Annotated in this window: 28 protein-coding genes; 18 read left to right on the top strand and 10 right to left on the bottom strand. The window is 52.0% G+C overall.

Going from position 1 to position 25220, the window contains the following annotated elements; all coding sequences use genetic code 11:
• Positions 1–46 precede the first annotated feature (46 nt).
• The 4 genes from ACFVYJ_RS08000 to ACFVYJ_RS07985 all read right to left on the bottom strand — a co-directional run bounded on the left by ACFVYJ_RS08000 (position 47) and on the right by ACFVYJ_RS07985 (position 3426).
• Complete coding sequence (locus ACFVYJ_RS08000) at positions 47–247, bottom strand: CPXCG motif-containing cysteine-rich protein (RefSeq protein WP_419415849.1); 201 nt, start codon at positions 245–247, stop codon at positions 47–49.
• A gap of 19 nt (positions 248–266) precedes the next feature.
• Positions 267–842 (bottom strand): antibiotic biosynthesis monooxygenase, encoded by a 576-nt coding sequence (locus tag ACFVYJ_RS07995; RefSeq protein ID WP_419415850.1) that lies wholly within the window; start codon positions 840–842, stop codon positions 267–269.
• A 215-nt stretch (positions 843–1057) separates the two neighbouring features.
• Positions 1058–2443, bottom strand: a complete 1386-nt coding sequence (gene cysS / locus ACFVYJ_RS07990; protein WP_419415851.1) for a cysteine--tRNA ligase — start codon at positions 2441–2443, stop codon at positions 1058–1060.
• Between the two features lie 74 nt (positions 2444–2517).
• Positions 2518–3426, bottom strand: a complete 909-nt coding sequence (locus ACFVYJ_RS07985; protein ID WP_419415852.1) for a hypothetical protein — start codon at positions 3424–3426, stop codon at positions 2518–2520.
• Positions 3427–3612: 186 nt separating this feature from the next.
• On the opposite strand from ACFVYJ_RS07985, the gene ACFVYJ_RS07980 reads away from it, so the two are divergent.
• Complete coding sequence (locus ACFVYJ_RS07980; RefSeq protein ID WP_419415853.1) at positions 3613–4260, top strand: DUF5610 domain-containing protein; 648 nt, start codon at positions 3613–3615, stop codon at positions 4258–4260.
• A 72-nt stretch (positions 4261–4332) separates the two neighbouring features.
• Here ACFVYJ_RS07980 and ACFVYJ_RS07975 read toward each other — a convergent pair whose 3' ends face one another.
• On the bottom strand, positions 4333–4518 hold the full coding sequence (locus ACFVYJ_RS07975) for a hypothetical protein (protein WP_419415854.1): 186 nt from the start codon (positions 4516–4518) through the stop codon (positions 4333–4335).
• A gap of 312 nt (positions 4519–4830) precedes the next feature.
• Here ACFVYJ_RS07975 and ACFVYJ_RS07970 point away from each other — a divergent pair, with 312 nt between their 5' ends.
• From ACFVYJ_RS07970 to ACFVYJ_RS07950, 5 genes are read left to right on the top strand one after another with little or no spacing between them, the layout of a single operon-like run.
• On the top strand, positions 4831–5214 hold the full coding sequence (locus tag ACFVYJ_RS07970; protein WP_419415855.1) for a MerR family transcriptional regulator: 384 nt from the start codon (positions 4831–4833) through the stop codon (positions 5212–5214).
• A 41-nt stretch (positions 5215–5255) separates the two neighbouring features.
• Entirely contained in the window at positions 5256–6416 is a 1161-nt protein-coding gene (locus ACFVYJ_RS07965) for an isovaleryl-CoA dehydrogenase (protein WP_419415856.1), read from the top strand.
• Positions 6417–6428: 12 nt separating this feature from the next.
• On the top strand, positions 6429–8027 hold the full coding sequence (locus ACFVYJ_RS07960) for a carboxyl transferase domain-containing protein (protein ID WP_419415857.1): 1599 nt from the start codon (positions 6429–6431) through the stop codon (positions 8025–8027).
• Positions 8028–8036: 9 nt separating this feature from the next.
• Positions 8037–8825, top strand: a complete 789-nt coding sequence (locus ACFVYJ_RS07955) for an enoyl-CoA hydratase-related protein (protein ID WP_419415858.1) — start codon at positions 8037–8039, stop codon at positions 8823–8825.
• Positions 8826–8841: 16 nt separating this feature from the next.
• Positions 8842–9783: a hydroxymethylglutaryl-CoA lyase gene (locus ACFVYJ_RS07950; RefSeq protein WP_419415859.1), complete on the top strand. Its 942-nt coding sequence runs from the start codon at positions 8842–8844 to the stop codon at positions 9781–9783.
• On the opposite strand, the gene ACFVYJ_RS07945 is transcribed toward ACFVYJ_RS07950, so the two are convergent.
• Positions 9771–10325 (bottom strand): gamma-glutamylcyclotransferase family protein, encoded by a 555-nt coding sequence (locus ACFVYJ_RS07945; protein WP_419415860.1) that lies wholly within the window; start codon positions 10323–10325, stop codon positions 9771–9773. The two genes, ACFVYJ_RS07950 and ACFVYJ_RS07945, sit on opposite strands and share 13 nt — an antisense overlap.
• Before the next feature lie 175 nt (positions 10326–10500).
• Complete coding sequence (gene fabV / locus ACFVYJ_RS07940) at positions 10501–11694, bottom strand: enoyl-ACP reductase FabV (RefSeq protein WP_419415881.1); 1194 nt, start codon at positions 11692–11694, stop codon at positions 10501–10503.
• A 173-nt stretch (positions 11695–11867) separates the two neighbouring features.
• Between fabV and ACFVYJ_RS07935 the strand changes: the two genes are divergently transcribed.
• From ACFVYJ_RS07935 to ACFVYJ_RS07920, 4 genes are all read left to right on the top strand, one after another.
• A complete protein-coding gene (locus ACFVYJ_RS07935; RefSeq protein WP_419415861.1) occupies positions 11868–12299 on the top strand; it encodes a MaoC family dehydratase in 432 nt (143 codons plus the stop codon).
• Between the two features lie 147 nt (positions 12300–12446).
• On the top strand, positions 12447–12917 hold the full coding sequence (locus ACFVYJ_RS07930; protein WP_419415862.1) for a 2-thiouracil desulfurase family protein: 471 nt from the start codon (positions 12447–12449) through the stop codon (positions 12915–12917).
• Positions 12918–13027: 110 nt separating this feature from the next.
• Positions 13028–14752: a proline--tRNA ligase gene (locus tag ACFVYJ_RS07925; protein ID WP_419415863.1), complete on the top strand. Its 1725-nt coding sequence runs from the start codon at positions 13028–13030 to the stop codon at positions 14750–14752.
• A gap of 171 nt (positions 14753–14923) precedes the next feature.
• Positions 14924–15466, top strand: a complete 543-nt coding sequence (locus tag ACFVYJ_RS07920; RefSeq protein WP_419415864.1) for a lytic transglycosylase domain-containing protein — start codon at positions 14924–14926, stop codon at positions 15464–15466.
• Here the strand turns inward: ACFVYJ_RS07920 and ACFVYJ_RS07915 are convergent.
• Together ACFVYJ_RS07915 and ACFVYJ_RS07910 are read right to left on the bottom strand one after the other, a co-directional pair.
• Positions 15463–15744 carry an acylphosphatase gene (locus ACFVYJ_RS07915; RefSeq protein ID WP_419415865.1) on the bottom strand — a complete coding sequence of 94 codons (282 nt, stop codon included), beginning with the start codon at positions 15742–15744 and terminating at the stop codon, positions 15463–15465. The genes ACFVYJ_RS07920 and ACFVYJ_RS07915 overlap by 4 nt on opposite strands.
• A gap of 2 nt (positions 15745–15746) precedes the next feature.
• A complete protein-coding gene (locus ACFVYJ_RS07910) occupies positions 15747–17009 on the bottom strand; it encodes a YihY family inner membrane protein (RefSeq protein ID WP_419415866.1) in 1263 nt (420 codons plus the stop codon).
• 147 nt (positions 17010–17156) lie between these two features.
• On the opposite strand from ACFVYJ_RS07910, the gene arsC reads away from it, so the two are divergent.
• The 7 genes from arsC (at position 17157) to ACFVYJ_RS07875 (ending at position 22170) form a co-directional block, all read left to right on the top strand.
• On the top strand, positions 17157–17507 hold the full coding sequence (gene arsC / locus ACFVYJ_RS07905; RefSeq protein ID WP_419415867.1) for an arsenate reductase (glutaredoxin): 351 nt from the start codon (positions 17157–17159) through the stop codon (positions 17505–17507).
• 1 nt (position 17508) lies between these two features.
• Positions 17509–18111, top strand: coding sequence for an NAD(P)H:quinone oxidoreductase (gene wrbA, locus ACFVYJ_RS07900; RefSeq protein ID WP_419415868.1), 603 nt, complete (start codon positions 17509–17511; stop codon positions 18109–18111).
• A gap of 6 nt (positions 18112–18117) precedes the next feature.
• Positions 18118–18564 (top strand): DUF2069 domain-containing protein, encoded by a 447-nt coding sequence (locus ACFVYJ_RS07895; protein WP_419415869.1) that lies wholly within the window; start codon positions 18118–18120, stop codon positions 18562–18564.
• On the top strand, positions 18548–20215 hold the full coding sequence (locus ACFVYJ_RS07890) for a SufS family cysteine desulfurase (RefSeq protein ID WP_419415870.1): 1668 nt from the start codon (positions 18548–18550) through the stop codon (positions 20213–20215). The genes ACFVYJ_RS07895 and ACFVYJ_RS07890 overlap by 17 nt, the downstream gene beginning before the upstream one ends.
• A 17-nt stretch (positions 20216–20232) precedes the next feature.
• Entirely contained in the window at positions 20233–20703 is a 471-nt protein-coding gene (locus ACFVYJ_RS07885) for a nucleoside triphosphate pyrophosphohydrolase family protein (RefSeq protein WP_419415871.1), read from the top strand.
• 119 nt (positions 20704–20822) lie between these two features.
• Entirely contained in the window at positions 20823–21209 is a 387-nt protein-coding gene (locus ACFVYJ_RS07880; RefSeq protein ID WP_419415872.1) for a hypothetical protein, read from the top strand.
• Between the two features lie 64 nt (positions 21210–21273).
• Positions 21274–22170 carry a LysR family transcriptional regulator gene (locus tag ACFVYJ_RS07875; protein ID WP_419415873.1) on the top strand — a complete coding sequence of 299 codons (897 nt, stop codon included), beginning with the start codon at positions 21274–21276 and terminating at the stop codon, positions 22168–22170.
• Here ACFVYJ_RS07875 and ACFVYJ_RS07870 read toward each other — a convergent pair.
• Positions 22130–22942 carry a hypothetical protein gene (locus ACFVYJ_RS07870; protein ID WP_419415874.1) on the bottom strand — a complete coding sequence of 271 codons (813 nt, stop codon included), beginning with the start codon at positions 22940–22942 and terminating at the stop codon, positions 22130–22132. The two genes, ACFVYJ_RS07875 and ACFVYJ_RS07870, sit on opposite strands and share 41 nt — an antisense overlap.
• An 807-nt stretch (positions 22943–23749) precedes the next feature.
• Between ACFVYJ_RS07870 and ACFVYJ_RS07865 the strand changes: the two genes are divergently transcribed.
• Entirely contained in the window at positions 23750–25048 is a 1299-nt protein-coding gene (locus ACFVYJ_RS07865) for a DUF6498-containing protein (RefSeq protein ID WP_419415875.1), read from the top strand.
• Positions 25049–25220 lie beyond the last annotated feature (172 nt).

Genomic DNA, 25220 nt, shown 5'->3' with positions numbered 1-25220 from the left:
TTGCTTTTTTGATATCAATTGCTCCCCGCTGCCTGGCACTTGCAGCCTAGAAGGTATCGTTTTCTGCATGCACAGTGATCTGCACTTCTCCCGTCACCGTGGTCGAGATATGAAACACAATGGGACGACAACACACCTGACAATCTTCAATATACTCCTGACTGTCTGCCAGCACTTCGATCAGCACAGTGATCAACTCACCACAATAGGGACAACCAATCTCCACCTCATTGAGTTCCTGCATCATTACATCCCTTCCAACCAGATTACTTAAACAACCAGCGCTGAATAAGTCGGGTGTAACGTGGCATCACCAGATACACCATGAGAAATACCACCACCCCAGTGACCAGCAACATATCCATGAGGTGATTTTGCGGCACACCCAGGCTGCGCAGTAAAGGTATCAACAACAGGGGCACGGTCAACACCATGGGATAGATTGCTGACCAAGTCACCAAAAACTGTTTCCAGCGAATGGGAATTTTCGCCTTAGCACTCTTCGGTGCAAACCAAAAGTCCAGTCCACTGCTGATAAAGAAATCGTCCTCCGTCACGAGCAGTGGTCGTACCTTATCAATCAGTTGAGTCCGGGTATCCGATGCCATCCAGGCTTGCAGATTTTCCCGCGAATCAAAGCGAATAATGACAGTGTAGGTATGTGTGACACCAGTGACGGGGCGGATAATGTGCGCATCCAGATGACCCTGTGCAGCTCTGCATAGCGGCGCAACCTGCTGCAGCCAGGCATCATACTCGGCATGTTTATCTTCACGCACCCGGTGAGTGATCACTACCGTGGCACCGCTTTCCTCTATACCGGTGGCGTTGCTCTGATTCATGCGTGCTTGCCCTTTACTGTCGGTCTGGTTACTCAGCTTTCAGCCGTCCGTTACAGTAATGTATAGCATGGGTAGACCCGTTAGCGGCAATTACTCATGCAACACGTTGTTGCGCAATGGCTGTTGCCCACCCCTGAGATTAACCGCCACATAAACAAACAAAAAAAGCCGCCACCGTATGTTCTACAGTGGCGGCTTTTTTTGCATCGATAGGCTTAGACTTCGCGGTACCAGGTGGTGCCTTCACGGCTATCTTTCAGCACGACACCCTGCTCGGTCAGAGACTGGCGGATACGGTCGGCTTCAGCGTAGTCTTTATTCGCTTTGGCAGCAGCACGATCAGCAATCAAACCTTCGATCTGCTCAGGGCTAAGCTCGCCCTCTTTAGCTTCGCCCTGCAAGAAGGCTGCTGGGTCCTGTTGCAACAAGCCCAGAACCCCGCCCAACTGAGTCAATTTTAGTGCCAGCGTTGCTGCCTCGGGCGCCTTGTCGCGCTTGGCCCGGTTAAGCTCATTCACTAGATCAAATAATACCGCCACCGCTTTAGGCGTATTAAAGTCGTCATCCATAGCCGCATAAAAACGTTTATCGATATCATCTTCAGCTACGCTATCAGCCGCCTGCACACCTTCCAGCGCCTGATAAAAACGCTCCAGCATAGTCCGAGCTTCACGCAGACTGTCCTCGCTGTAATCGATATACGTGCGATAGTGCACCCGTGCCAGGAAGAACCGCACAACTTCTGCATCGTACTTGTCCAGCACATCACGGATGGTGAAAAAGTTACCCAGCGACTTGGACATTTTTTCCGAATTCACCCGTACCGGGCCAGCATGCATCCAGGTGTTGACGTACTTCACACCGTTAGCGGCTTCGGATTGAGCAATTTCATTTTCATGATGCGGGAAAGGCAGATCAGGACCACCACCATGAATATCAAAAGTGTCGCCCAAACAACATTTTGACATGGCAGAACACTCTATGTGCCAGCCAGGTCGACCCGGCCCCCAGGGCGAGTCCCAGCTGACTTCATCAGCCTTGGCGGCTTTCCATAGCACGAAGTCCAGTGGACTTTCTTTGGCTTCGTCCACCTCAACACGGGCTCCCGAGCGCAGTTCATCCACATTTTTGTTAGTCAGACGACCGTACTCAGCGAATTTTTCCACCCGGTAATAGACGTCACCATTACTCGCCGGATAGGCATAACCCTTGGTAATCAGCGTTTCCACCAGCGCAATAATATCCTGCATATGGCCGGTAGCGCGTGGTTCCTGATCTGGACGCAGCACATTTAATGCAGCTTCATCTTCATGCATCGCTGCAATCATGCGCTCCGTCAATTGCGCGGGTGATTCATCATTCTCTGCCGCACGGCGGATGATTTTGTCATCGACATCGGTAATGTTACGCACATAGTTCACATCCCAGCCGCGCACCCTCAGATAGCGGGTAATCACATCAAAGGCCACCATCACCCGTGCATGCCCGATATGACAAAAGTCATACACGGTGACACCACAGACGTACATTTTAATCTTGCCGTCTTGTAGCGGTTTGAAAGGAGCTTTGGTCTTAGTCAGGGTGTTATAAATCTGCAGCATAATAGGTCTGTAAACTGGCTCGCGAAAACAAAGGCGACATTATAGAGGAATTCCCCCTGACTGTCGGCAGTGAATCAGATACCACTATCAGGCAAGCGTGGCGTCATCAGCCCACGACTCACGCCTGACAACAGACTTTTTTCACAACTGAGCAATAACCGGCCATCCTCTAACCACTGCACCGCTTCCCATTGCGCGTAGACCTGCAGAACCAGCCGCTGCGCCTGTTGCCAGTCAGGCAGGCCAGTGACAGGAACCAGCCATAGAAACGAGTAGCCCAGTAAACGCTGCCTGGAATACCCCAGCAGTGCCAGTTGTCCTGTTACGGGGTCATAATCGGCCCCGGTAATCAGACCACCCACCGGATACTCGGCGGCCACCGTCACGGTTTGCTGAAGCCGGTGTTTATCCAGCCGGTACAATCGAGTCTGGCCGTCACCCCGGTTTTTGGTAAACAACCACAGCTCCTCGTCCACCACAGTGATCGCTTCACAATCAAAGTTATGCTGACGACTCTGCGGCGGCTGATAATCGGCCAGCTGAATATTCATTTCCGTGGCAGCTACCGTTGCCGCTACCCCAGCATGATCCAGTGCGTTCCAGGCCACTTTATAGATCTGAAATGCATTACGCTGCCCCAGGTTATTACCACAGTCGGCGATATACACCGAGTTGCTATCATGCGCCAGAGATTCCCAGTCAATATTCTTGGCACCCGCCACCTGAACGTGTTTCACCACCTCACCGGCAGCATTCAGCGCAAACATCTGCGGACTGTTACCACTATCATTCACCGTCCAGTGCAGCCCATTACGGCTTGCCAGGCCAGAGGTTTCCTGAACCGAATCCGGCCAGGGAAGTATTTCAATATCTCCCTGCAAGGCTGGTGTTGATGTCGTCACCTGCAGATTGCTACAACCCGCCAGAACCAGCAGCAAAAACACAAACAACACGCGACATCGACCAACATGCACATTATTCATCACTGGAAATCCCTTCTATTTACAACTTTTGACCCCGGAAATTCAGGCTTTAATACGGGGACTTTGTATGGATATTGAATAAAACACGACCTATCTCCGCCAAAGGTGAATAATTATCAACTCACAGCAGCAGGCATCAACAATACTGTAGGGAGGACAATACATTAACACCCCGTGGAGGCATCAATGGAAGTTACCCGTCCAGGCCAGAGTCTCCCTGCTTTGGCACAGCATGATCTAGCAAAAGATGCCGCGGCACAGAGTATTGCCGTGAGCAGTTTACTCTTTCAACGTAAGGTATCTCACGAATTCGACCTGTTTCAGCAAGTCTGTCAAAACACGCCCAACCATATCAGCCAGGCATTAGTACTGGTCTATAAAACCACGCTGGATGAATTAAACGAAATACTCAGACAAGAGCTGGATGAACGTCTGTTGGACAGTACCCTGGATGCTGGCTGGGAGCCAACTCCAGAGATGGTTGCTGAGCGTCTGGTTAATATGACGACGGAGCTTTACTCCCTTTATCTGGCGGCTCACCCCGAGCTAAACGAAGATGTTGTACTTGAGCGTTTTATGCATCAAGCCTGCGAAGGGGTCGTTCAGGGTGTCGCTGAAACCCGTGAAATCCTAGATGGCGTAAACAGTCTGGAAGATGAAATTGAGAACCAGATTGATCATACCTTTGATCTGATTATGGAGGCATTGGAACATTTCCGGGAAGGATTCAGTTTCGACACCATGGCGCCTGAAGACGCCTTATTCAATGACCTTGGCGATGCTGAGGAATTCGAAGGCACGCTATCGCTGGATGAGATAATGGCTGACTATTGAAACCGAGGTCACCCCACTTATCAAACAATAAAAAACGCCGCAGATGCGGCGTTTTCCAATTTTTTACCCGGTTTAGTGCAGATCATCATATTTGCGACGAATAGCCGCCAGCTTGGGCTGAATGTCCAGCGGAGCATAGTTCATTGCCTGGTCGAACAAATCCTTGTTAGCTTCTGACAAACGCTCCTCCTCTGTCATTGCCGACAGCTTTTCCATTGCTTCGAGGAATTTAGGATGGATTTTTTCATTCTGAGACATTGCTTGCCCTCCTCGGTTGTTACTGCCCTTCATATCAAACCACTGGCCTCACTGATCAGACAGCTTTTGCAGCAGAGGTTCATTCGCCAGGCTCAATACAACCACCTGTCTGCACCATCATAGCAATGCGAGACGTGAGTGCCAGTAAAAAATTTCACGCTAAAACTATTGTTGGCAAATCGCTTTCAGCATCACATACCGACATTACCCAACCACCAATAAAGCTTACTTAAAAGTAAGCTTTATTGGCTAAAAACTGGCTAAATCAAGATTTTTTTCTATATTTAGTTTACCTAAACGTAAATATTTCAAATGATGTCAGAGATCACTTACACCACCCGGGAACTTTGCAAAGAATTTGCCGTTACCAGTCGAAGTATCCGGTTCTACGAGGATCAGGGACTGCTATTTCCCGACCGGGATGGACAGCACCGTTTATTCAGTCGGCAGGACCGGGTGCGCCTGATTCTGATACTGCGGGGTAAACGGCTAGGCTTTTCTATCGCCGAGATACGCGAACTGTTATCGCTCTGGGATGACACCCCCACAGGTAGCCGAATACAACTGGAAGAAACCATTCATAAGATCTCAGACAAACGCCGCGTACTGGATCAGCAACTACGCGATATCGCTATTCTGCAACTGGAATTGGAGCAGGCTGAAACCCGTTGCCGGGAGGCACTGCTACCACGTTGATTCCTCACCGGAGTGCATCCGGCAACTTGGAGGGAGCAGCTATGACTTACACCGAGATGGATTTCGGCCTTGATGAAAGCCACCGTCTGCTACAGCAGCAGATACAGCATTTTGCGGCTCAAGAAGTCGCACCTCTCGCCACCGAAATTGATCGTAACAACCTTTTCCCACACCACCTTTGGCCGGCAATGGGCCAATTGGGACTGCTGGGTGTGACTGCTGAACCTGAGTATGGCGGGGCAGGCATGGGCTACCTGGCCCAAGTATTGATTATGGAAGAACTGAGCCGTGCCAGCGGTTCTGTTGCCCTGTCCTATGGCGCGCATGCCAACTTATGCGTCAACCAGCTGGTACGTAACGGTTCGGTCAACCAGAAACAGCAATACCTGCCGGACTTAATCCGTGGCCAAGCCATCGGCGCACTGGCCATGTCCGAGCCCAATGCAGGTTCTGATGTCATGTCCATGCAGTTAAAAGCGACACGAGATAACCATGGTTTCCGCCTTAATGGCCACAAAATGTGGATTACCAACGGGCCAGATGCCGACCTGCTGATTGTTTACGCCCGTAGCCTTGAGAACAACCAAACACCCGCCATTACCGCATTTCTAGTAGAAGGCAATAACCCAGGCCTGACCCGTATGCCCAAACTGGATAAGCTTGGTATGCGCGGCTCCAATACCTGCGAACTCTGCTTTGATGACTGCTTTATCCCGCCCCAAGCGGTACTAGGCGAACTCCACCAGGGCAGCGCCGTGCTAATGAGTGGTCTGGATTACGAACGGCTTGTGCTCGCCGCCGGGCCCGTGGGTTTAATGCAGGCGGCGCTTGATACTTGCCTGCCCTATTGCCGAGAACGGCACCAATTTGGTCGACCCATTGGTGACTTTGAGCTGGTGCAAGGCAAGTTAGCCGATATCTACAGCAGACTCAGCGCCGCCCGAGCCTATCTCTACACCCTGGCCAAAGCCGCTGATGCTGGCCAATTGCAGCGCAAAGATGCCGCCGGTGTGATTCTCTATTGCGCCGAACTGGCAACCCAGATTGCCCTGGAAGCAATTCAATTGCTGGGAGCGAACGGTTATATGAACGAATACCCCTGTGGCCGCTTATTACGTGACGCCAAACTGTATGAGATTGGTGCCGGCACCTCTGAAATCCGCCGCATGCTGATTGGTCGTGAACTGATGCAACAGCATTAGCAGGAGGTTTGGATGCAGATACTGAATACACCACTGGATTTTTCAGCCGCCAGTTTTCAAGATAACGCTGCCTGGCTACAGGGGCTAACGCAAGCCCTGCATGACACCCTGCAGCAGCTGGAAGCCGGTGGCGGTGATGCTTACCAGAAACGCCATTGCCAGCGAGGTCGATTATTGCCCCGAGACCGCATTCGTACCCTGCTGGATACAGACAGTCCTTTTATAGAACTTGCGCCCCTTTGCGCTTATCAGGTGTATGACGAACCCGTGGCCGCCGCCGGACTCATTGCCGGTATAGGGCTGATTCACGACGCCCCCTGCATGGTGATCGCCAACGATGCCACGGTAAAAGGTGGCAGCTACTACCCGTTAACCGTCAAAAAACATCTGCGCGCGCAGCACATTGCCCGCAGCAACCACCTTCCCTGCGTCTATCTGGTAGATTCCGGCGGCGCCAATCTGCCCCACCAGGCAGAGGTGTTTCCCGACCAACAGCATTTTGGCCGCATCTTTTATAATCAGGCCCGGATGTCCGCCGAAGGCATCCCCCAAATTGCTGTAGTAATGGGCCCCTGTACAGCAGGCGGAGCCTATATTCCCGCCATGGCTGACCAGACAATCATGGTGCGCAACCAGGGCACCATTTACCTGGGTGGACCGCCGCTGGTAAAAGCCGCCACCGGCGAAACCGTGAGTGCTGAACGACTGGGCGGCGCTGAACTTCACTGCCAGCATTCAGGTGTGGCAGACTATCTGGCCGAGGACGATATCAGTGCCCTGCAACAGGCCAGAGACTGCCTGCAACCGTTAATGACCGCTCTGCCCAGTTTGGTGGATGATGCTCCCCCTATGTTTCCCGCCCATGAACTCTATGGCCTGATGCCACGGGACCCAAAACAACCGATCAATATGCGGGCACTGATTGCCCGCTTAGTGGATCACTCTGAATTTGATGAATTCAAACGCCTTTTTGGCAGTAGCCTGATCACCGGCTTTGCCCGGATCTACGGCCAGTATGTAGGTATTGTCGCTAATAACGGCATCCTATTCAGTGAAAGCGCCCAGAAAGGCTGCCAGTTTGTCCAGCTCTGTTGTCAGCGGCATATACCACTACTGTTTCTACAGCACATCACCGGTTTTATGGTGGGTCGTAAATATGAGCAGGAGGGCATCGCCAAGCACGGTGCGAAAATGGTGACAGCCGTAGCCTGCGCCGAAGTGCCAAAACTAACCCTGATCGTCGGCGGCAGTTTTGGTGCTGGCAACTACGCCATGTGCGGCCGCGCCTATGATCCGGACTTTCTCTTTACCTGGCCATCAGCACGAGTAGCCGTCATGGGTGGCCAACAAGCCGCCGCTGTCATGGCTGAGGTACACAGCGAACACCTCAGGCAACAGGGTTTGTCATGGACTGCCGATGAGGCCGCAACCTACCGACAACAGATCGCAACCCGGTTCGATGAACAGAGTAATCCCTACTACGGCAGTGCCCGCCTCTGGGATGACGGCATAATAGATCCGGCTGACAGCCGGTTTATCCTTGGCCACTGCCTGCAGATCTGTAACCAAACACCCCGCCCGGACAGCCGCTTTGGCGTGTTCCGTATCTAGGAGCAGCGCATGAATCATTTGGTCGAATGCACCCAACACCACAACGGACTCGCCATCCTGCGTCTCAACCGTCCGGGCAAACGCAACGCCCTCACTGGCAGCATGATCCGGCAACTTCTGTGCTGGATAGAACAGTTGGCAACCGATCCAACCGTCAGGATCTTGCAACTGGAAGGATCTGGTGACTGGTTTTGCAGTGGCGTTGATCTAAAGTGGATGCTGAAGATGGCACAGGCTGACGCTGAACACAATCTGGCAGATGCCAAACACTTAGCCCTGTTACTGGATCGGCTCTGGCACTTTCCCCACCCAACTCTCTGCAAAGTACAGGGTGGCGCGATTGGTGGCGGCCTGGGTCTAGCCGCCTGTTGTGATCTACTACTGGCGACCCGCAATAGCCGTTTTAGCTGCAGCGAGGTACAACTGGGTCTAGTACCGGCAGTCATCAGTCCTTACCTGATCAGCAGCCTTGGCGCTCGCCGGGCATTGGTTAGCATGCTGACGGCTGAGACTCTCTCTGCCAACCAGGCATATGAGTCAGGGTTGGTCACCGAGCTATGTGACAGTAATGACGCTTTACAGCAACAGGCGGCACAACGAATCGAGCAATTACTGCTGGCTGAACCCAACGCGCTGGTATGCTGCAAACAACTCATGCATCAGTATCATCCGCTGCCTGACAACCTGACTGAAACCACAGCGGCACTGCTGGCGAATATACGCAACAGCCCGCCTGCGCGAGAAGGAGTCAGCGCATTTCTGGCAAAACGGCCGCCAAACTGGTGCAATACTGATTAATCCAGTGGAGACATTGATGCAAAACAACACCCTGGCCTCAGCGGTCAGGTTGGTGGAAGTGGGGCCAAGAGACGGCCTGCAAAACGAACCCAGCCTACAACTGAGTACTGAGCTAAAGATTGAGCTAATCCAGCGGCTGGCCGGTTGCGGCCTGAGTCATATCGAGTGCGGTAGCTTTGTTTCCCCTGCCAAGGTGCCCCAGATGGCCGATAGCCAGGCTGTATTTAATCAACTCATGCGTAAACCCGGCGTACGCTATGCCGCCCTGACACCCAATCTAACAGCGGTAGAACATGCTACTGCAGCTCAGGCCAGCGAAATTGCCGTATTCACTGCGGTATCAGATAGCTTTAACCTGCATAATATCCACTGCACTACCGCACAAAGCTTAGAGCGTTTTACCCCAGCCATCGCACTGGCAAAACAACATAACCTGCCTGTACGCGCGTATATCTCCACGGTAATGGGCTGCCCCTATGGTGGCGAAGTCACCCCGCAGCAGGTCGCAGACCTGGCGGCAAAACTGATAGCCATGGGCTGCTATGAGATCTCATTAGGCGACACCATTGGCGTAGGAACACCACGACAAACCGCCCTCATGCTGGACGCCGTCACCACACAGGTATCCGTTGACCAGTTAGCCGTTCACTTTCATGACACCTATGGTCAGGCGTTGGCCAACATCCTGGTCGCACTGGAGTATGGCATTGCCACGGTCGATACATCGATTGCCGGACTAGGCGGCTGCCCCTATGCGCCCGGCGCAAGCGGTAACGTGGCCACCGAAGATGTGCTGTATATGCTGCAGGGCATGGGTATCGAAACCGGCGTCTCACTTGAACAACTGGTGGCAACCAGCCATTGGATCTGCAACCGGCTGCACAAAGAGAACGGCTCCAGAGTCAGTCAGGCTCTGGAGCCGTTATCGGGGGTCAAACGCGGTGCTCAAAGGCAGTGATGTTGCACCACTGGCATTGATTTGAAATGTAACAGATGATCCAGATCTGACTGCCTGTAAAGTCGCTGTTCACGTGCTCTTCGCAGGTCATTGGCATCTGAAACTGTCGGATAGGCACGAATCTGCTCAATGTACTCCTGTGGCAACCCGGCGGCCTGAGCACCATAGAGCACATGAGTGAGATACCAATCAAACGGTTGCAGACTGCAATCAATTTGCAGTGCAACGTAGGTGCAGGCACGGCGCTTACGGCCGAACTGATCCCGAACTGTCACCGGCACAGTTTCGTAACCAACACCCGCATCCTCAATCGCATCTAAGCGATGTTTAAGGTGAGGAGCCAACTCGTACAGCACACCATACATGTAATCAGTATCATGACCAGTGTACAGGGCATTACCTTTGGCAGAACCGTCGGTGCCTTTCTTGTGAAAGCGCAGTTGGTATTGCTCCAGCACTGCCGAGCCCAGAAAATTCACTTCTGGCAGACGTGCCAGCAATCGCGGCAGGCTCATATTTGAGCCATAAGCAAAATACAGCATATCAGCCTCGCTAAGGTTATTTTTATAAAGGGTCAAAAAAGTATAGATGGTGCTGGTAGCAGAGGAGGCCTATTTTTATTCTGATTAGTTATAAAAAAACACAATCTGAACATAATATTAACAGGCATAAAAAAAGCGGAGCCAGGCTCCGCTTTTTCTTATTAATGCAGACGCATTAGATATCAATAACTTCAAAGGCAACTTCAGGACTCACATCAGCTTCATAATCAATAGCATCGATACCAAAGCCGAACAATTTCAAAAACTCGTCTTTATAAAGCTGGTAATCAGTTAGATCAAACAGGTTTTCTGAAGTGACCTGAGGCCAGATTTCGCGACAGGCATTCTGCACATCTTCGCGCAGTTCCCAATCATCCATACGGAAACGGTTCTTATCATCAATTTCAGCAGCAGCGCCATACAAACCGGTGCTAAACAGGCGGTATACCTGCTCCATACAGCCTTCATGCACCCCTTTTTCCCGCATCACTTTAAAGCACATTGCCAAGTACAGCGGCATCACAGGAATAGCCGAACTGGCCTGAGTGACGACAGATTTCAGTACACCAATATTGGCCTGACCACCCTTGGCTGCCAGCGTGGCATTGATCTCTGCTGCGGCACGATCCAAGTCCTGTTTCGCCTTACCCAGCGCACCATCCCAGTAGATTGGCCAGGTGATATCAGAACCGATATAAGAGTACGCCACAGATTTGCAGCCCTCTGCCAACACACCTGCATCTTCCAGTGCCTTGATCCATAGCTCCCAGTCTTCACCACCCATCACGGTAACGGTCGCGTCGATCTCTTCCTGGGTAGCCGGTTCAATTTCAGCGTCAATGATCACATCTTTATTGGTATCAATCGCTGTCGACCGATAAGGTTCACCAATCGGTTTCAGGCAGGAACGCACCAGTTCGCCGGTATCCGGCAATTTACGCACCGGTGACGCCAACGAATAAACCACCAGGTCGATCTGACCCAGGTCCTCACGAATCAGATCAACCACTTTCTGCTTTGCTTCATGAGAGAACGCATCACCATTCAGACTCTTGGCATACAGCCCCGCTTCGTGGGCAGCCTTGTCAAATGCCGCAGCGTTATACCAACCTGCTGTGCCGGTTTTACGCTCCGTAGCGGCTTTTTCAAAGAACACTCCAATAGTGGCAGCACCACTACCAAAGGCCGCCGCAATCCGCGAAGACAAACCATAACCACTGGAAGAGCCGATCACCAGGACACGTTTTGGACCGTCAGCAATAGCGCCCTGCTGACGGGTATATTCAATCTGCTCGCGAACGTTAGCTTCGCAGCCAGTAGGATGAGTAGTAGTACAAATAAAACCGCGGATTTTTGGCTTGATAATCATGGCAAGGAAGGTCTCAATTCCAGTAGTCAAATCGCCCCGTAAGATACAGGAATTGCAGACAAGTTGACAGACACAAGCAATGAGACTTGACAGCACACTGTGTTTTAAGGTCTTTTGCCTGTCAGACGGCACTGGAATCATCCCAAACAGATTACGACGAGGACATATTTTTTATGCAAGCGATACACGGTTATTACCTGGAAGATCTGGAAGTGGGCATGAGCGACAGCTTTGCCAAAACCATCACCGATGCCGATGTCTGCCTGTTTGCCGGAATCTCAGGCGATACGAATCCGATCCACATCAATCAGGAGTACGCTGCCACCACCCAGTTCGGGCAGCGTATTGTGCATGGCATGTTCAGCGCCGCGCTGATCTCTACGGTTGCGGGTACCAAATTACCTGGGCCAGGCGCTATTTACGTGGATCAGCAGCTCAAATTCCGCGCCCCGGTGTTTATCGGCGATACCGCCACTGCGTCCGTCACGGTCACTGATATTGATGCACGTCGGCGCCGGATCAAATGCCGTACCGATGTGCATGTCGGTGAGAAGCTGGTAGCTACCGGCGAAGCTACCTTTATGGTGGATAAACGCGAAGCTTGATCACCAGAGCAGGTCCATCAGCGACCTGCTCTTTTCCCCTCCTTGACGCTCTGCAACTAGACATTTGGCTGTAAGACCATCGCCGATTTGCCATCCCCTATCAGATCGGTACAATGCCGCAAAAAATAAAAACAACTGTTCCTGCTCATGAAAAAGATTCTTATCAGCTCCTGCATGCTGGGTGAAAACGTCCGTTATGACGGTAGACACCAGCTGCTGGAGCATCCGATATTACAACTGTGGCACGCTCAGGGACGTCTGGTTTCTGTCTGCCCTGAAGTGTCCGGTGGCCTTGGCGTACCTCGCCTACCCGCCGAAGCGCAGTGCAAGCACCCGATTCTGGTGGTCAACAGCGAAGGTGAAGATGTCACACCGGAATTTCTCACCGGGGCAGAAAAAACCCTAGAGCTGGCGCAAAAAGAGCATGTCTGCTGCGCACTGATGAAGGCCAAAAGCCCATCCTGCGGCAACCAGCAAATATATGATGGCAGTTTTAACGGACACCTAACCTCTGGTCAGGGCATCGCGGCCGCAGAACTAATGCGGCATGGCTATCCCGTATTTAATGAGAATCAACTGGAACAGCTATTCGACTTTGTTGAGAATTACGACCACTGAGTCCTCCGCCGGTATGCTATAAAATTCCGGCCATCACTTGGCAGCACATTGACTGCCCCCTACAATGTGGCGGTTTTCCGCCTTAATTTCCGATCTCAGAGTTAACATATATGCGTGCCAGTCAGTTTCTGATCTCCACCGTCAAAGAAACCCCCTCCGATGCCGAAGTTGTCAGCCACCAGCTGATGCTGCGAGCTGGCTTGATTCGAAAAGTTGCCTCGGGCCTCTATAACTGGCTGCCACTGGGCCTGCGCACACTGCGTAAAGTTGAACGCATCGTCCGTGAAGAGATGGATAAGTCAGGCGCGATGGAAGTGCTGATGCCCGCCATCCAGCCATCAGAGTTATGGCAGGAATCCGGTCGCTGGGAACAGTACGGTCCGGAATTGCTGCGGGTAAAAGACCGTCATGACCGTGAATTCTGCGTTGGCCCGACCCACGAAGAGGTTATCACTGACCTGATCCGTCGTGAGATCAAAAGCTACAAACAACTGCCCGCTAACTTCTATCAGATTCAAACCAAATTCCGTGATGAAATTCGCCCCCGTTTTGGTGTGATGCGTTCCCGCGAGTTCATCATGAAAGATGCATATTCATTCCACGTAGGGCAGGAAAGCCTGCAGCAAACCTATGATGTAATGCACCAGACCTACAGCAATATATTCACGCGTCTGGGTTTAGATTTCCGCCCGGTACTCGCCGATACCGGCTCTATCGGTGGTGCGACGTCTCATGAATTCCATGTACTGGCGGCCTCTGGTGAAGATGATATCGCTTTCTCTAACAGCAGCGACTATGCCGCCAATGTTGAGCTGGCAGAAGCCCTGGCACCCGAGGGTGACGTGCCGGCACCAGGCATGGAAATGACGACGGTTGATACACCGGATGCCAAAACCATTGATCAGCTGGTTCAAGGCTATAACCAGCCGATTGAAAAAACCGTTAAAACCTTGATCGTACTGGCCTCTGAAGAGTGCGAAGCTGAATATGTCGCGCTACTGGTACGCGGTGATCACGAGTTAAATGAGATCAAGGCAGAAAAACTGCCTCAGGTCGCGGAACCGTTACAGTTTGCCAGCGAAGAACAAATTCGCGCACTGGTAGGCGCTGGCCCGGGCTCACTGGGACCTGTTGGCCTGCCAATGCCCTGCATCGCAGACCGAACCGTGGCAAAAACAGCTGATTTCAGCGCCGGTGCCAATGTCGATGGCAAGCACCTGTTCGGTATCAACTGGGGCCGTGATGTTGAACGGCCAGAAGTGGCTGACCTGCGCAACGTAGTTGCCGGTGACCCAAGCCCCGATGGTCAGGGAACCCTGGAAATCAAACGCGGTATCGAAGTCGGACATATCTTCCAGTTGGGCCAGAAGTACTCAGCCGCACTCGATGCTCAGGTGCTGGACCAGAATGGTAAGTCTGTAGTCATGGATATGGGCTGTTACGGTATTGGTGTGACCCGCGTCATCGCCGCTGCCATTGAGCAAAACCATGACGACGGTGGCATCATCTGGCCAGAATCTATTGCGCCGTTCCATATCGCCCTGATTCCACTGAATTACGATAAATCAGATGCAGTGCGGGAGCTGGCAGATCAGTTTTACACCGAGTTGTGCGCCGCCGGCTATGACGTGATCATGGATGACCGGGATAAGAAGACCAGCCCAGGAGTAAAATTTGCTGATATGGATCTGATGGGAATCCCCCATCGGGTAGTGATCTCACCCCGTGGCATTGAAGCCGGCACACTGGAATACAAAGGTCGTCGTGATGCTGACAAGCAGGATATTGCCATCGCTGACCTGATGGCTGTAGTGGCGGAGAAAGTAAAACGCTAAGCCACATCGAAACCACATCTAAGCCATATGCGGCTCAAAAAAAGCGACCAGCAGTGATTGTGGTCGCTTTTTTATTTGCACCTATTCGCTCAAGCATGAATACTGAGGCTGAACCGTTTCAGATCTAGAACCATGAATCGAAGGCACTTTTTACTTTCCAGCAGCTTGCTGATGCTCTCCACAACCAGCACTTCGGTGTTGGCAGCAGCTGCCATTCAGGAACAGCCCGACCCAGACATACTGGCGGCCCTCAAGACCCGTTTCGCCACCGCTGACAGCTTTGCCGACCGCTTTGCCGCTGAAGTCTGGCTGACGGATATCTCAGGGCGCATTCAACGCTATGTAAAAGATGACCTGAAACGGATTGAACTGCTGAAGAAGATTCATGCTGAAGCCAACCAACAAGCGTTGCCAGTAGACCTGGTATTAGGGGTCATCCATACCGAGAGCCTGTTTGATCGCTTTGCTATCTCATCGGTAGGAGCTCAGGGTCTGATGCAGGTGATGCCGTTCTGGAAAAACGAGATTGGCCGCCCCGATGACAATCTGATGAACATCGAGACCAACCTGAGCTACGGCTGCACGATTCTCAATCACTACCTGAAACGCGCCCGGGGCAATCTGACCGAAGCACTGGCCCGTTATAATGGCTCCTATGGTAAAACTTGGTATCCGGAAAAGGTGTATCGTAACCAGCGGCGTTACAGCAACTAACGGCGTACCTCAAACGGTAACGGACAATCAGAACAGTCCTGTTCTTCTTCACTGGCCACATGCGCCACCGCCGCCAGTTCCGGCCCTTGCCATAGCCATGCTTCCAGATGCCGAACGGCTTTTTCCTCACCACAGATCAGCGCTTCAACCCGACCATCATCCAGATTACGCACCCAACCCTTAAGGTTAAGTTGCTGCGCCTGGTCACAGGTACTCTGCCGAAACCAGACACCCTGGACTCGACCAGTAACCCAAACATGCAGACAGAGTTCCACCATGACTATTTACCTTCTGCCCTATCGTTCAACGTCTCTGCAGGCTGGTCACTATCGCCTGCGTCAAACAGCTGCTCCAGCGACAAAGAAAATGCGTCTGCCTCTGCTGCTGCAATGCTGCTTAAACGTCGGCTCAGCTCCCGCTGCCAAGGCTGCAGACTGGCAACATGCATCTGCTCCGGAATCGGCCAGGGTAAAGCCTGGTTCAATTGCGCCAGACTGAGCCGGCTCAGGTCACGGCATAACAGGTATTCCCCCTTGTCACTGCGGGTAATCACCCCGGCTTGTTGCAACAATACCTGATAGGTGTCCCAACGCCCTTGGTCCAGACCATCTACCTGTTTCAGCAATGAGCGGTCTTTAACCGATTGGCCTTTAGCCTGAGCACTCCATAACCGGTGCAACACAGCGAGGATAATCACCAGATGGGATGCTTTACCCGTCTCTTCATCCAGCCGGTAAATGGCCAGTGCCCGAGTCAACTCACAACCCATAAGAATGATGACCCAACTGATAAAAATCCACATCAGAAACAGTGGAACCGCAGCAAAAGCACCATAAATCAGTTCATATGATGGGAACTGGGTCACAAAAGCAGCAAAACCCCGCTTCGCCGTCTCAAACAACAGTGCTACCACAATACCGCCCACCAGCGCGCTTTTAATCGGCACCCGGCAGTTAGGCACTGCGGCATACAGGAGCGTGAAAGCCGCCGCCGACATCACCATAGGCAACAGCGCCAGTAACCGGGCGCGGCCCACCAGTTCGGTAGCACTGGTAATGATAGAGAGTGAAGCAATATAAGAGGTCAGCAGTAAACCCAGACCGATCAGGATTGGTCCCAGGCTTAAAATTGCCCAATACAACAGGAAGCTGGACAGGCCTTTGCGTGGCTCACTGACCCGCCAAACCCGGTTAAACGCGGCTTCGATGTTTTTCATCATCATGATGGAAGTCACGGCCAGAACCGCCACGCCAATGCCGGTGAGTTTACGCGCCTGACTGGAAAAATCTGCCAGGTAGTCGTGCACCACCTGCCCGGTGGAAGGCACAAAGTTCTGAAATATCCAGCCTTGTAGCTGTTGGCCCACATCCTGAAACGAAGGAATCGCCGCCAACATGGCATAGGAAACAGTCATCAACGGCACTACCGCAAACAGGGTGGTATAGGTCAATGCCGCGGCATTCAGTATGCCGCGATTGGCAATAAACTGCTTAAAGAGATACTGCAAAAATAGCAGTGCTCGGTTATCTAGCACTTTCGTCATCCGTCTTCCTTAGCTACCAACCCGGTCGCGGTTCCTCCGCAGGTCCGGGACGTATACAATAACCACAATCTGCAGCCTGCTCCAATAACCCAACATGGGTCTACCTTAAACCGATCGGCTGCCTCCATTAGCATAAGTGAAAAACCGATGAGTGACATTACCCTCTATCATAACCCGCGCTGTTCAAAATCCCTCCAGACCCTGGCGCTGCTGGAAGAACATGGCATCAAGCCAACAATTCGCAAGTACCTGGAAGATAGCCCCAGTGCTGAGGAACTCAAAACCGTGCTGGGTTATCTGGGCATCACCCCACGTGACCTGCTGCGCAAAAAAGAGAGCGAATATGCTGAGATGGGCCTGAAAAACCCGGACCTCAGCGATGCGCAGATCATCCAGGCGATGGTGGAGTGCCCGAAACTGATTGAACGGCCAATTCTGATAAAAGGTACTCAGGCGCGTATTGGTCGTCCACCGGAAACCGTACTGGAAATCATCTAACGTGAGTAGCCCCTATATACTGGTGCTGTATTACAGCCGATATGGCAGTACCCGCACCCTGGCCCAGCATATTGCCCGAGGGGTTGAACAAGCAGGTATGGAAGCGCGACTGAGAACAGTGCCTGCCATCTCAACCACCTGCGAAGCCACCGAACCGGCGATCCCTGAAACCGGCGCGCTCTATTGCAGCGACGCTGAACTGGCCAACTGTGCAGGGCTGGCACTGGGCAGCCCCACCCGCTTCGGGAATATGGCAGCGCCGCTGAAATATTTTCTCGACGGTACCAGCAGCTTGTGGGTTTCGGGGGCCCTGATCAATAAACCCGCGTGTGTATTTACCAGTAGCACCAGCCTGCATGGTGGACAGGAAACCACCCTGCTCAGCATGATGCTGCCGTTGCTCCATCACGGCATGGTACTGGCTGGCCTGCCGTACAGTGAAGCCGGCTTACATACGACCACCAGCGGCGGCACCCCCTATGGTGCCAGCCATGTTGCCGGTGATGAGCGTCGCCCGCCGGATGAGACCGAACTGACACTGTGCCGTGCCCAGGGCAAAAGGCTGGCTCAACTAGCACTGGCACTACAAACCCAACACGGATAATACGCTGTGAAACCATATATTCCTGATGATCATGACTACCAGAGCAAAGCCAGACTTGGCCGGGTGGTCGTCGTCACATCCTATCTGTTACTGCTGTTCTGGTTTACCCTCTGGCACCTTTACCTGAGCCCCGTGCCCACTGCTAATCCCTGGGTTATCTGGCTGATTCATATGGTGCCGTTCCTGCTTTTTGCTCCGACCATTATCTCAGGCAACCCGCGGGGACATGCCTGGTTCTGTTTCTTTCTGCTGTTATTCTTTATTCAGGCGGTACTCAACGCCAGTAACCCGAATACCGCCAGCTATGGTCTTGGCTATGCGCTGCTGATTAGCGTGTTGTTCAGCAGTGCCATGATGTATGCCCGCTGGCAGAGCCGCTATCTAAAACAACTGGCACACCGGGCAGGACTGGTAGCTGACACCGCGGCGGATGAAGATGGCAGCCAGCACTGACAAGCGAACATACCTGGCGCAATTACGCAGCGAATTTCCGCTGCTGCAGCAAGCCACTGATGCGCAGCCCCTGACCTACCTGGACAATGCCGCCACCACGCAAAAACCGGCGGTGGTGATACAAAACCAGCAAGATTATTACTGCGGTTTCAATGCCAATGTACACCGCGCCAGCCACCGCCTTAGTGCCGTTGCCACGCAACGTTTTGAGCAGGCGCGGGAGGATGTCGCCCGCTATCTGAATGCCGCCAGCGCCCAGGAAATTATCTGGACCCGCGGCACCACAGAAGGCATTAACCTGATCGCCAACAGCTGGGGGCAACGCCTCAGTCCAGGTGATGAGATCCTGATCAGTACCCTTGAGCATCACGCCAATATAGTGCCCTGGCAAATGTTGGCTCAGAGAACCGGCGCTGTCATCAGAGTGATACCGCTGTTGGCGACTGGTGATCTGGATCTGGCGGCATACCGCAAACTGCTTAACGAGCGGACCCAGTTGGTCGCGATAGCCCATGCCTCGAATGCCCTGGGTACGATCAACCCACTGACAGAGATCATCGCTCTGGCACATCAGGCCGGTGCACTGGTGTTGGTGGATGGTGCCCAGGCGCTGCCTCACCTTAAAGTTGACCTGCAGGCACTGGATGCCGATTTTTACCTGTTTTCTGGCCATAAAGTGTTTGCGCCCACGGGTATCGGTGTGCTCTGGGGCAAAGCCAGTCTGTTGGCGTCGATGCCACCCTGGCAAGGGGGCGGCGAGATGATTACCCGGGTCAGCTTTACTGACAGTCAATTTCAATCTGCTCCCTTCCGGTTTGAAGCAGGTACGCCCAATATCGCCGGAGCACTCGGCTTGGCGACCGCATTGAATTGGCTTGGCCAGCAACCCTATGCCTTGTTGCATCAGCATGAACAAGACCTGCTGCACAGAGCGGTGGATGGTTTAAGCCAGATTCCCGGCTTACAGCGTATTGGCCAGCCACAACAGAGTGTCAGCCTGGTGTCCTTCACCCTGTCCGGTCAGCACCAGCAGGATATTGGCGTACTGCTGGATCAGCAGGGCATTGCGGTTCGCAGCGGCCACCATTGCGCCATGCCACTAATGCAGTCACTCGGGCTGCCGGGCACTACCCGGGCATCATTTGCGTTTTATAACACTGAAGCTGAAGTGGACAGCCTGCTGACAGCACTGGACCAACTGCACCGTGCCGAGCAAAGTGCGCCATCCCAGCCCATTGCTGCCCCCTCTTCACTGCTGGCAGAACTTAAAAAGCAGCGGGACTGGAATAACCGTTACCGCAGCCTGCTACTGGCGGGTAAACACCTCACTCCTCTGCCCGATGCTGACAAAACAGAAACCCACCGGGTACAGGGTTGCGAAAGCAATACCTGGCTGGTGTGTCGTGAACAATCGGCTAACCGCATCTGTTTTCAGGCCGACTCGGAGGCCAAAATTATCCGCGGCCTGATCGCCTTACTGCAGGAACTGTTTAATGGTCAGTCGGCGCAATCGATTCTCGATACAGATATTGATAATCTGTTCACATCACTGGGTTTAGCGCAGCACCTAAGCCCGTCCAGAGGCAATGGTCTGCGTGCTCTGGTGCAACAGATCACTGCATTGGCTGTGGCCAGTTTGCCGCAGGATTAACCTTTTTCGGAGACAATATGAGCAATTTCACCGACGTATCCTACCTTAACTCAGTATTTGGCAACGCCCGTGGACAGCAGGATACGCCTGACTGGCAGAAAGCCCAGAAACAGCTGCACCTGATTCAGGAAGAACTGGCTGAACTGGTAGAAGGCATAGAAAACAGTGATATACAGGAAGTCCGTGATGCAATCGCCGATGTCTTGGTGACCACCTATGGTATGGCGCATATAATGGGCATTGATGCGGATGAAGATATGGCCGCTGTGCAGGCCAGCAACCTCTCTAAACTGTGTAAAACCGAGTCTGAAGTCACTCAGACTATGGCTTTCTACCAACAGGAAAAAGGCTTGCAGGTTTATACTGGTGGTGAACTACCCGAAGCCTACATAAAATCGTCCTGCGATCAGACCGGATCAGACGGTAAATTTTACCCGGCCCACAAGTTTCTGAAATCAATTAACTGGCACGAACCAAAATTCCGCTAAAGCCCGGCCTGCCTGAGCCGACGCTATAGGGATAACGACCAGAATCCCGCTTGTGGCTTTGCCTCGGGACAAAATTGCCTTAGACTGCAGACAGGCTGCAAAGGAAAAGGAATATAACGATGCGTAACTCCACCCTGTTGGCTCTGAGCTTGGGACTAACCCTGCCCCTGTCGGTTACGGCCGAAATGCTCAACTATAGCTGCAGTTATACTGAAGCAAGTTATACCGCACCATTTCATACAGCTCCGTCGATTCGTCAATGCCCTGAAGGCAAATGTACCTACCAGGTGATGATTGACGGCATGAGCGGAAGCGTTAATGGTGTCAGCGGCTTTTCCGTCAGCACCACCGACCAGGACCTGACCCTGAAGCGCACCGCCAAAGATCCGGTCATGGGCGGCATGGATACAACAGTGCTGACCATCAATAAATCCGATATGACTTTTGAAAGCCGTAAAACCACCACCCCGTCAGTGACCCTGACCACCCAGGGGCAGTGCCAATAATAAGATATCTGGGCACGGGCTTATAACGCCCTGCCCTATCTAGCCGGATGCTGACAACCACCCGATGAACCTTAACGATATCCGCCTCTTTATCCACGTCATAGAGCAAAACAGCTTCACCGCCGCCGCCGATCAGCTCAACCTGCAGAAATCCACGATCAGCCGCCGTATTGCCCAACTTGAAGATGAACTTGGCGTGCGCCTGCTGCAGCGTACAACTCGCAAGCTCAATCTGACTGAAGAGGGTCAAGATCTCTATCATCGTTGCCTGCCGCTGTTCAATGAGCTGTCGCATATTGCCGACCAAATCGCGGCTAGACGCCATGAGCCCAAAGGTCGGCTGCGTATCACCATGCCACCAGAGATGGGCATCTTTATCATGAATGATGTGATCGGTTCATTTATGGAGATGCACCCGGGCATTCAGCTGGATGTGGAGCTCAGTGCTCGCCTGGTAGATCTGGTTGAGGAAGGCATTGATCTGGCATTACGGGTGGGAGAGCTGGCAGATTCCAGCCTTATCGGTCGCAAAATTGCCGAATCAGAGCTTGCCCTTTATGCCAGCCCAGCATATCTGCAACGCCATGGTACCCCTGAAACACCGGGAGACCTGCCACAACACCGCTGTATTGCAGGGCTGCTAAGCCATTCTGATTGGTCATTCTGTAACTGGAATGATGATAAACCGATACAAATTGATTTCCGCATGCGCGCCAATAGCCTGAGTTTCTGCCGTGAGATGGTGTTGCAGAATATTGGTATCGGCCGGATGCCAAAAGCATTCTGTGCCGCACTGGTGAAATCCGGTGACCTGGTTCAGGTGCTCGACGCCTATCAGCTGCAACCGGTACAGATCCATGCCCTATATCCGAGTCGACGGCACCTCAACCCAAGGGTACGCCTGTTTATTGATCATATGCTCAATAGCGTGCATGACCATCCCTGGCTGACTGCCAACTAAAGACCGGACGCCAGTCCTCCCAAAAGCTGTATTCGATAAGGTGGGAAGAATCCAGTGCTTGCCGAAAGCTTTTCGACGGCTGACTCCTGCAACTGACACCGATAAATTCAGGCTCTGCCCAACCGGTCATTCCCCCCATATACTCGCGCATGTACCCCCATTCACCACAGGCCAGCACCAAATCGAAGTCATCTTGTCGCTGGCAGACTGCACAGGTTTCAAACGTTGCCTGAATGTCCTTACCTTCTACGCCGTAGCTATCAGAGATATATGGCGTGTCATAGATGGCCACTGTAGATGCCCTCTGCTGCCTGCCTTGCCAGGGCTTATCCGCATCATCCTCTGGGGTCAGGTGCATGCCATAACCATGTTCCAGAGGCGCGGTATCATAAAACGGATTGTCGGCACCGGGCGGAACATCTACCTGTAACGCCCGCTCGCCAGGAAACAATCGCGCCGTGGTATTAGTATTGCGCACCTGTAACAGGCGATAACGGTCACATACCGCCAGGTTACGCCCCACCACAGTGCCCTGCGCACTCGCAAACAAATGAATCTCTAACCCGACTCCGGTAGCATTATCACTGGCAATATACGCCGCCCCCTGCCGACTACTGTGATACCAGGGTTGAGAGAAAACCAGAATCCCCAGGCTTTGCTGTTGAAACTGCACCGGACAGACCTTGCCCACCAACAACTCAGCCCCCACTGCCACTGAATACGGCGGCATAACCAGCAATACTGCTAACCGCGCCAAGCAGCGTATTGTCATAACCAATCTCCACCTGAAACAACCACCACCGGATGGGCGTGCCGTTCTGGCATGCGTTAAAGCCTGAGATAAAGTATAGGCAATGTATAGACAAAAAATTGCCAGCAACAAACCGTCTATCCACCACGGTCAGAGAGAAAAACGCATATAGGTGCAGATAGAAACAACCTCGAAAAACAATGCAGATCTAAAAACAGGGGATATGTGCGCCGTAATAGATTTTCTCTGTAGCAGGCGTTACCAGAGGAGCCATAACCTTAGAGAATCTCATCAAGATTGAAGGTATCCTGTTACTTCGGAATTGAGGCGCGTTGAATTAATGTGTGCCTAAATTAAGTGGTTGGAGTCCATGATGCAGTAAATAGTAGGTTAGGTATCTCACGCCAATACTGATAGAACTTCCGCAATGTGCCAACATTAGACATTGCATTTTATGGATGAGAGGAATCTACAAAATGGCAGCGATTCACCTGTGAATTTCGTGGAAAACTAAACGTAGAGCAGACAATATTAGAGAAGCTACGAATAAGTCCAAAGCGCCTCGGCTTTCAGAGCAATTTGAAAGCAAGACAGCGATGACAGGCATGCAGGTTGCCTGTCGAAAATCGGTAACGCAGAGACCGGTTACTCTGAAAGTCTCATGGCGCGGCCCCTAAAACAGCCATCTGCTTTGTCGGGCAGCTTTGAAAGGACTTGTCGTTCCACTGCGCTGCCTTTCGCGGATAAGGCTGATTTCTCGCCCGCAGAGAAAATCCTGGACTTGTTCACAGGCTCCTAGTCAATCCGATTTGCCTTGAGTTATACATAATGAAACGTCCTAAACGACTTCCACCCAATTTTCGATTCGCTTTAGATCATCCGTTAATAGGCGGCAGTGTGCTTAGAGAGGTCTTACCTTTTCAACGCTCATGGATGCTGATTGTTATCGTAGCGGCAATGCTCACAGCCTTTTCTATTCCGGCGATATTTGCTTTTGATATGGCAAGTTCTAGCTGGATAAAATTAGAGTCTCTGATGGACCTTGTCATGGCTATCTTTTTGAGCGCATGGCTGCTTGGATGGTCACTCGTACCTATCGGGCTTTCGCTGGTTTTGTTCGTTGTGTTATTCGGTAGAGAGGTGCTAATAGCCAGCCCGGACCGTATTGAGATCGGACTTGGAGTACCTGGGTTGTTGTTCCTTGTTCCAGTAGATCCTAAGCGTGTCAGCAATGTTCGATTAGAAACACCAGACAAGAAGTCAGGCACATCGTGGCGCGGGACGCATATAGCACTCAATGAAGGGGCCACCCAGATCGATTTTGGCTCTGCTATTGATCAAACCCGAATGGAGGAGATCAAGTATAAATTACAAGCAGCTACGGGTATCACTTTCCCTGATAATATCATCACCGATGATGTGGTAACTGTCACTGATAGTCAGCCCAAATCCTTTCCTAAAACCAGTGACCCCTTAGAACAAATATCGGAAAAACACGAAAAAACCGAAGCCATTGTCCAATCTATATCGGTAGTTTCTGGCTCATCAATTCTGTTAATCCTCGCTAACCTTATTCCTGTTATTGGCTGGTGGTTTATGGAATGGCGATTAGCCGATGTGATGGTGCTTTACTGGGCGGAAAGCGCAGTGATCGGGATATTTAATGTATGCAAGATGGCGACTATCAACAAGGTAGGCGGTGTATTCCAGGGAGTTTTCTTTATAGCGCATTACTCTGGTTTTATGGCCGTTCACTTCCTCTTCATATATTCGTTGTTTGTTCAGGGATTTGAGCCTGACGGAACGGGTGATTCATTAACTGAAGTAGCAGAAATGATGTCGTACCTCTGGCCTGCAATTATCGGGTTGCTCATTAGTCATGGTTACTCATTTTTTCGCAATTTTCTTGGCCGAAAGGAATATATTGGCCGCACATTAAAGCAACAGGTGACTGAACCATACAGCCGCATTATTTTCATGCATGTCACTCTGATATTCGGAGGAGGTTTAGCGATGATGTTAGGGGATGTTGTACCAGTTATCTTGCTAGTGATACTGCTTAAGATTGTTCTGGATATTAAGGCGCACTTGAAGCAGCGCGTTAACTATAAACCGACATTACAGTGATTACCCGCAATCGGCAGTATGACAAGGTTTGTCATATTGCTGACATCACAATATGTCGATGTCCGCTTTGTGTCGTTAGCCGACCTCTCAACGGTCAGGCACTGGCTTATTTGGGTCATATTTCTATATGCGAGTAACTAAACAATCTATCACTCTGTCCACCCACATAATT

Source organism: Pontibacter sp. JAM-7, assembly GCF_048548695.2.
Lineage (GTDB): Bacteria > Pseudomonadota > Gammaproteobacteria > Pseudomonadales > Balneatricaceae > Neptuniibacter.
This window is presented reverse-complemented; position numbering and strand designations above follow the sequence as displayed.

Bases quoted from the DNA above. Each gene is read 5' to 3' on its own strand.
- ACFVYJ_RS07965 (WP_419415856.1), top strand. From the start codon at position 5,256: ATGACTTACACCGAGATGGATTTCGGCCTTGATGAAAGCCACCGTCTG.
- ACFVYJ_RS07885 (WP_419415871.1), top strand. From the start codon at position 20,233: ATGAGCAATTTCACCGACGTATCCTACCTTAACTCAGTATTTGGCAAC.
- ACFVYJ_RS07975 (WP_419415854.1), bottom strand. From the start codon at position 4,518: ATGTCTCAGAATGAAAAAATCCATCCTAAATTCCTCGAAGCAATGGAA.
- ACFVYJ_RS07995 (WP_419415850.1), bottom strand. From the start codon at position 842: ATGAATCAGAGCAACGCCACCGGTATAGAGGAAAGCGGTGCCACGGTA.
- ACFVYJ_RS07920 (WP_419415864.1), top strand. From the start codon at position 14,924: ATGCTCTCCACAACCAGCACTTCGGTGTTGGCAGCAGCTGCCATTCAG.
- ACFVYJ_RS07910 (WP_419415866.1), bottom strand. From the start codon at position 17,009: ATGACGAAAGTGCTAGATAACCGAGCACTGCTATTTTTGCAGTATCTC.
- ACFVYJ_RS07915 (WP_419415865.1), bottom strand. From the start codon at position 15,744: ATGGTGGAACTCTGTCTGCATGTTTGGGTTACTGGTCGAGTCCAGGGT.
- ACFVYJ_RS07945 (WP_419415860.1), bottom strand. From the start codon at position 10,325: ATGCTGTATTTTGCTTATGGCTCAAATATGAGCCTGCCGCGATTGCTG.
- ACFVYJ_RS07875 (WP_419415873.1), top strand. From the start codon at position 21,274: ATGAACCTTAACGATATCCGCCTCTTTATCCACGTCATAGAGCAAAAC.
- ACFVYJ_RS07950 (WP_419415859.1), top strand. From the start codon at position 8,842: ATGCAAAACAACACCCTGGCCTCAGCGGTCAGGTTGGTGGAAGTGGGG.
- ACFVYJ_RS07980 (WP_419415853.1), top strand. From the start codon at position 3,613: ATGGAAGTTACCCGTCCAGGCCAGAGTCTCCCTGCTTTGGCACAGCAT.
- ACFVYJ_RS07935 (WP_419415861.1), top strand. From the start codon at position 11,868: ATGCAAGCGATACACGGTTATTACCTGGAAGATCTGGAAGTGGGCATG.
- fabV (WP_419415881.1), bottom strand. From the start codon at position 11,694: ATGATTATCAAGCCAAAAATCCGCGGTTTTATTTGTACTACTACTCAT.
- ACFVYJ_RS07930 (WP_419415862.1), top strand. From the start codon at position 12,447: ATGAAAAAGATTCTTATCAGCTCCTGCATGCTGGGTGAAAACGTCCGT.
- ACFVYJ_RS07865 (WP_419415875.1), top strand. From the start codon at position 23,750: ATGAAACGTCCTAAACGACTTCCACCCAATTTTCGATTCGCTTTAGAT.
- ACFVYJ_RS07985 (WP_419415852.1), bottom strand. From the start codon at position 3,426: ATGAATAATGTGCATGTTGGTCGATGTCGCGTGTTGTTTGTGTTTTTG.
- ACFVYJ_RS07890 (WP_419415870.1), top strand. From the start codon at position 18,548: ATGGCAGCCAGCACTGACAAGCGAACATACCTGGCGCAATTACGCAGC.
- ACFVYJ_RS08000 (WP_419415849.1), bottom strand. From the start codon at position 247: ATGATGCAGGAACTCAATGAGGTGGAGATTGGTTGTCCCTATTGTGGT.
- cysS (WP_419415851.1), bottom strand. From the start codon at position 2,443: ATGCTGCAGATTTATAACACCCTGACTAAGACCAAAGCTCCTTTCAAA.
- ACFVYJ_RS07970 (WP_419415855.1), top strand. From the start codon at position 4,831: ATGATGTCAGAGATCACTTACACCACCCGGGAACTTTGCAAAGAATTT.
- ACFVYJ_RS07870 (WP_419415874.1), bottom strand. From the start codon at position 22,942: ATGACAATACGCTGCTTGGCGCGGTTAGCAGTATTGCTGGTTATGCCG.
- ACFVYJ_RS07880 (WP_419415872.1), top strand. From the start codon at position 20,823: ATGCGTAACTCCACCCTGTTGGCTCTGAGCTTGGGACTAACCCTGCCC.
- ACFVYJ_RS07925 (WP_419415863.1), top strand. From the start codon at position 13,028: ATGCGTGCCAGTCAGTTTCTGATCTCCACCGTCAAAGAAACCCCCTCC.
- arsC (WP_419415867.1), top strand. From the start codon at position 17,157: ATGAGTGACATTACCCTCTATCATAACCCGCGCTGTTCAAAATCCCTC.
- ACFVYJ_RS07960 (WP_419415857.1), top strand. From the start codon at position 6,429: ATGCAGATACTGAATACACCACTGGATTTTTCAGCCGCCAGTTTTCAA.
- ACFVYJ_RS07955 (WP_419415858.1), top strand. From the start codon at position 8,037: ATGAATCATTTGGTCGAATGCACCCAACACCACAACGGACTCGCCATC.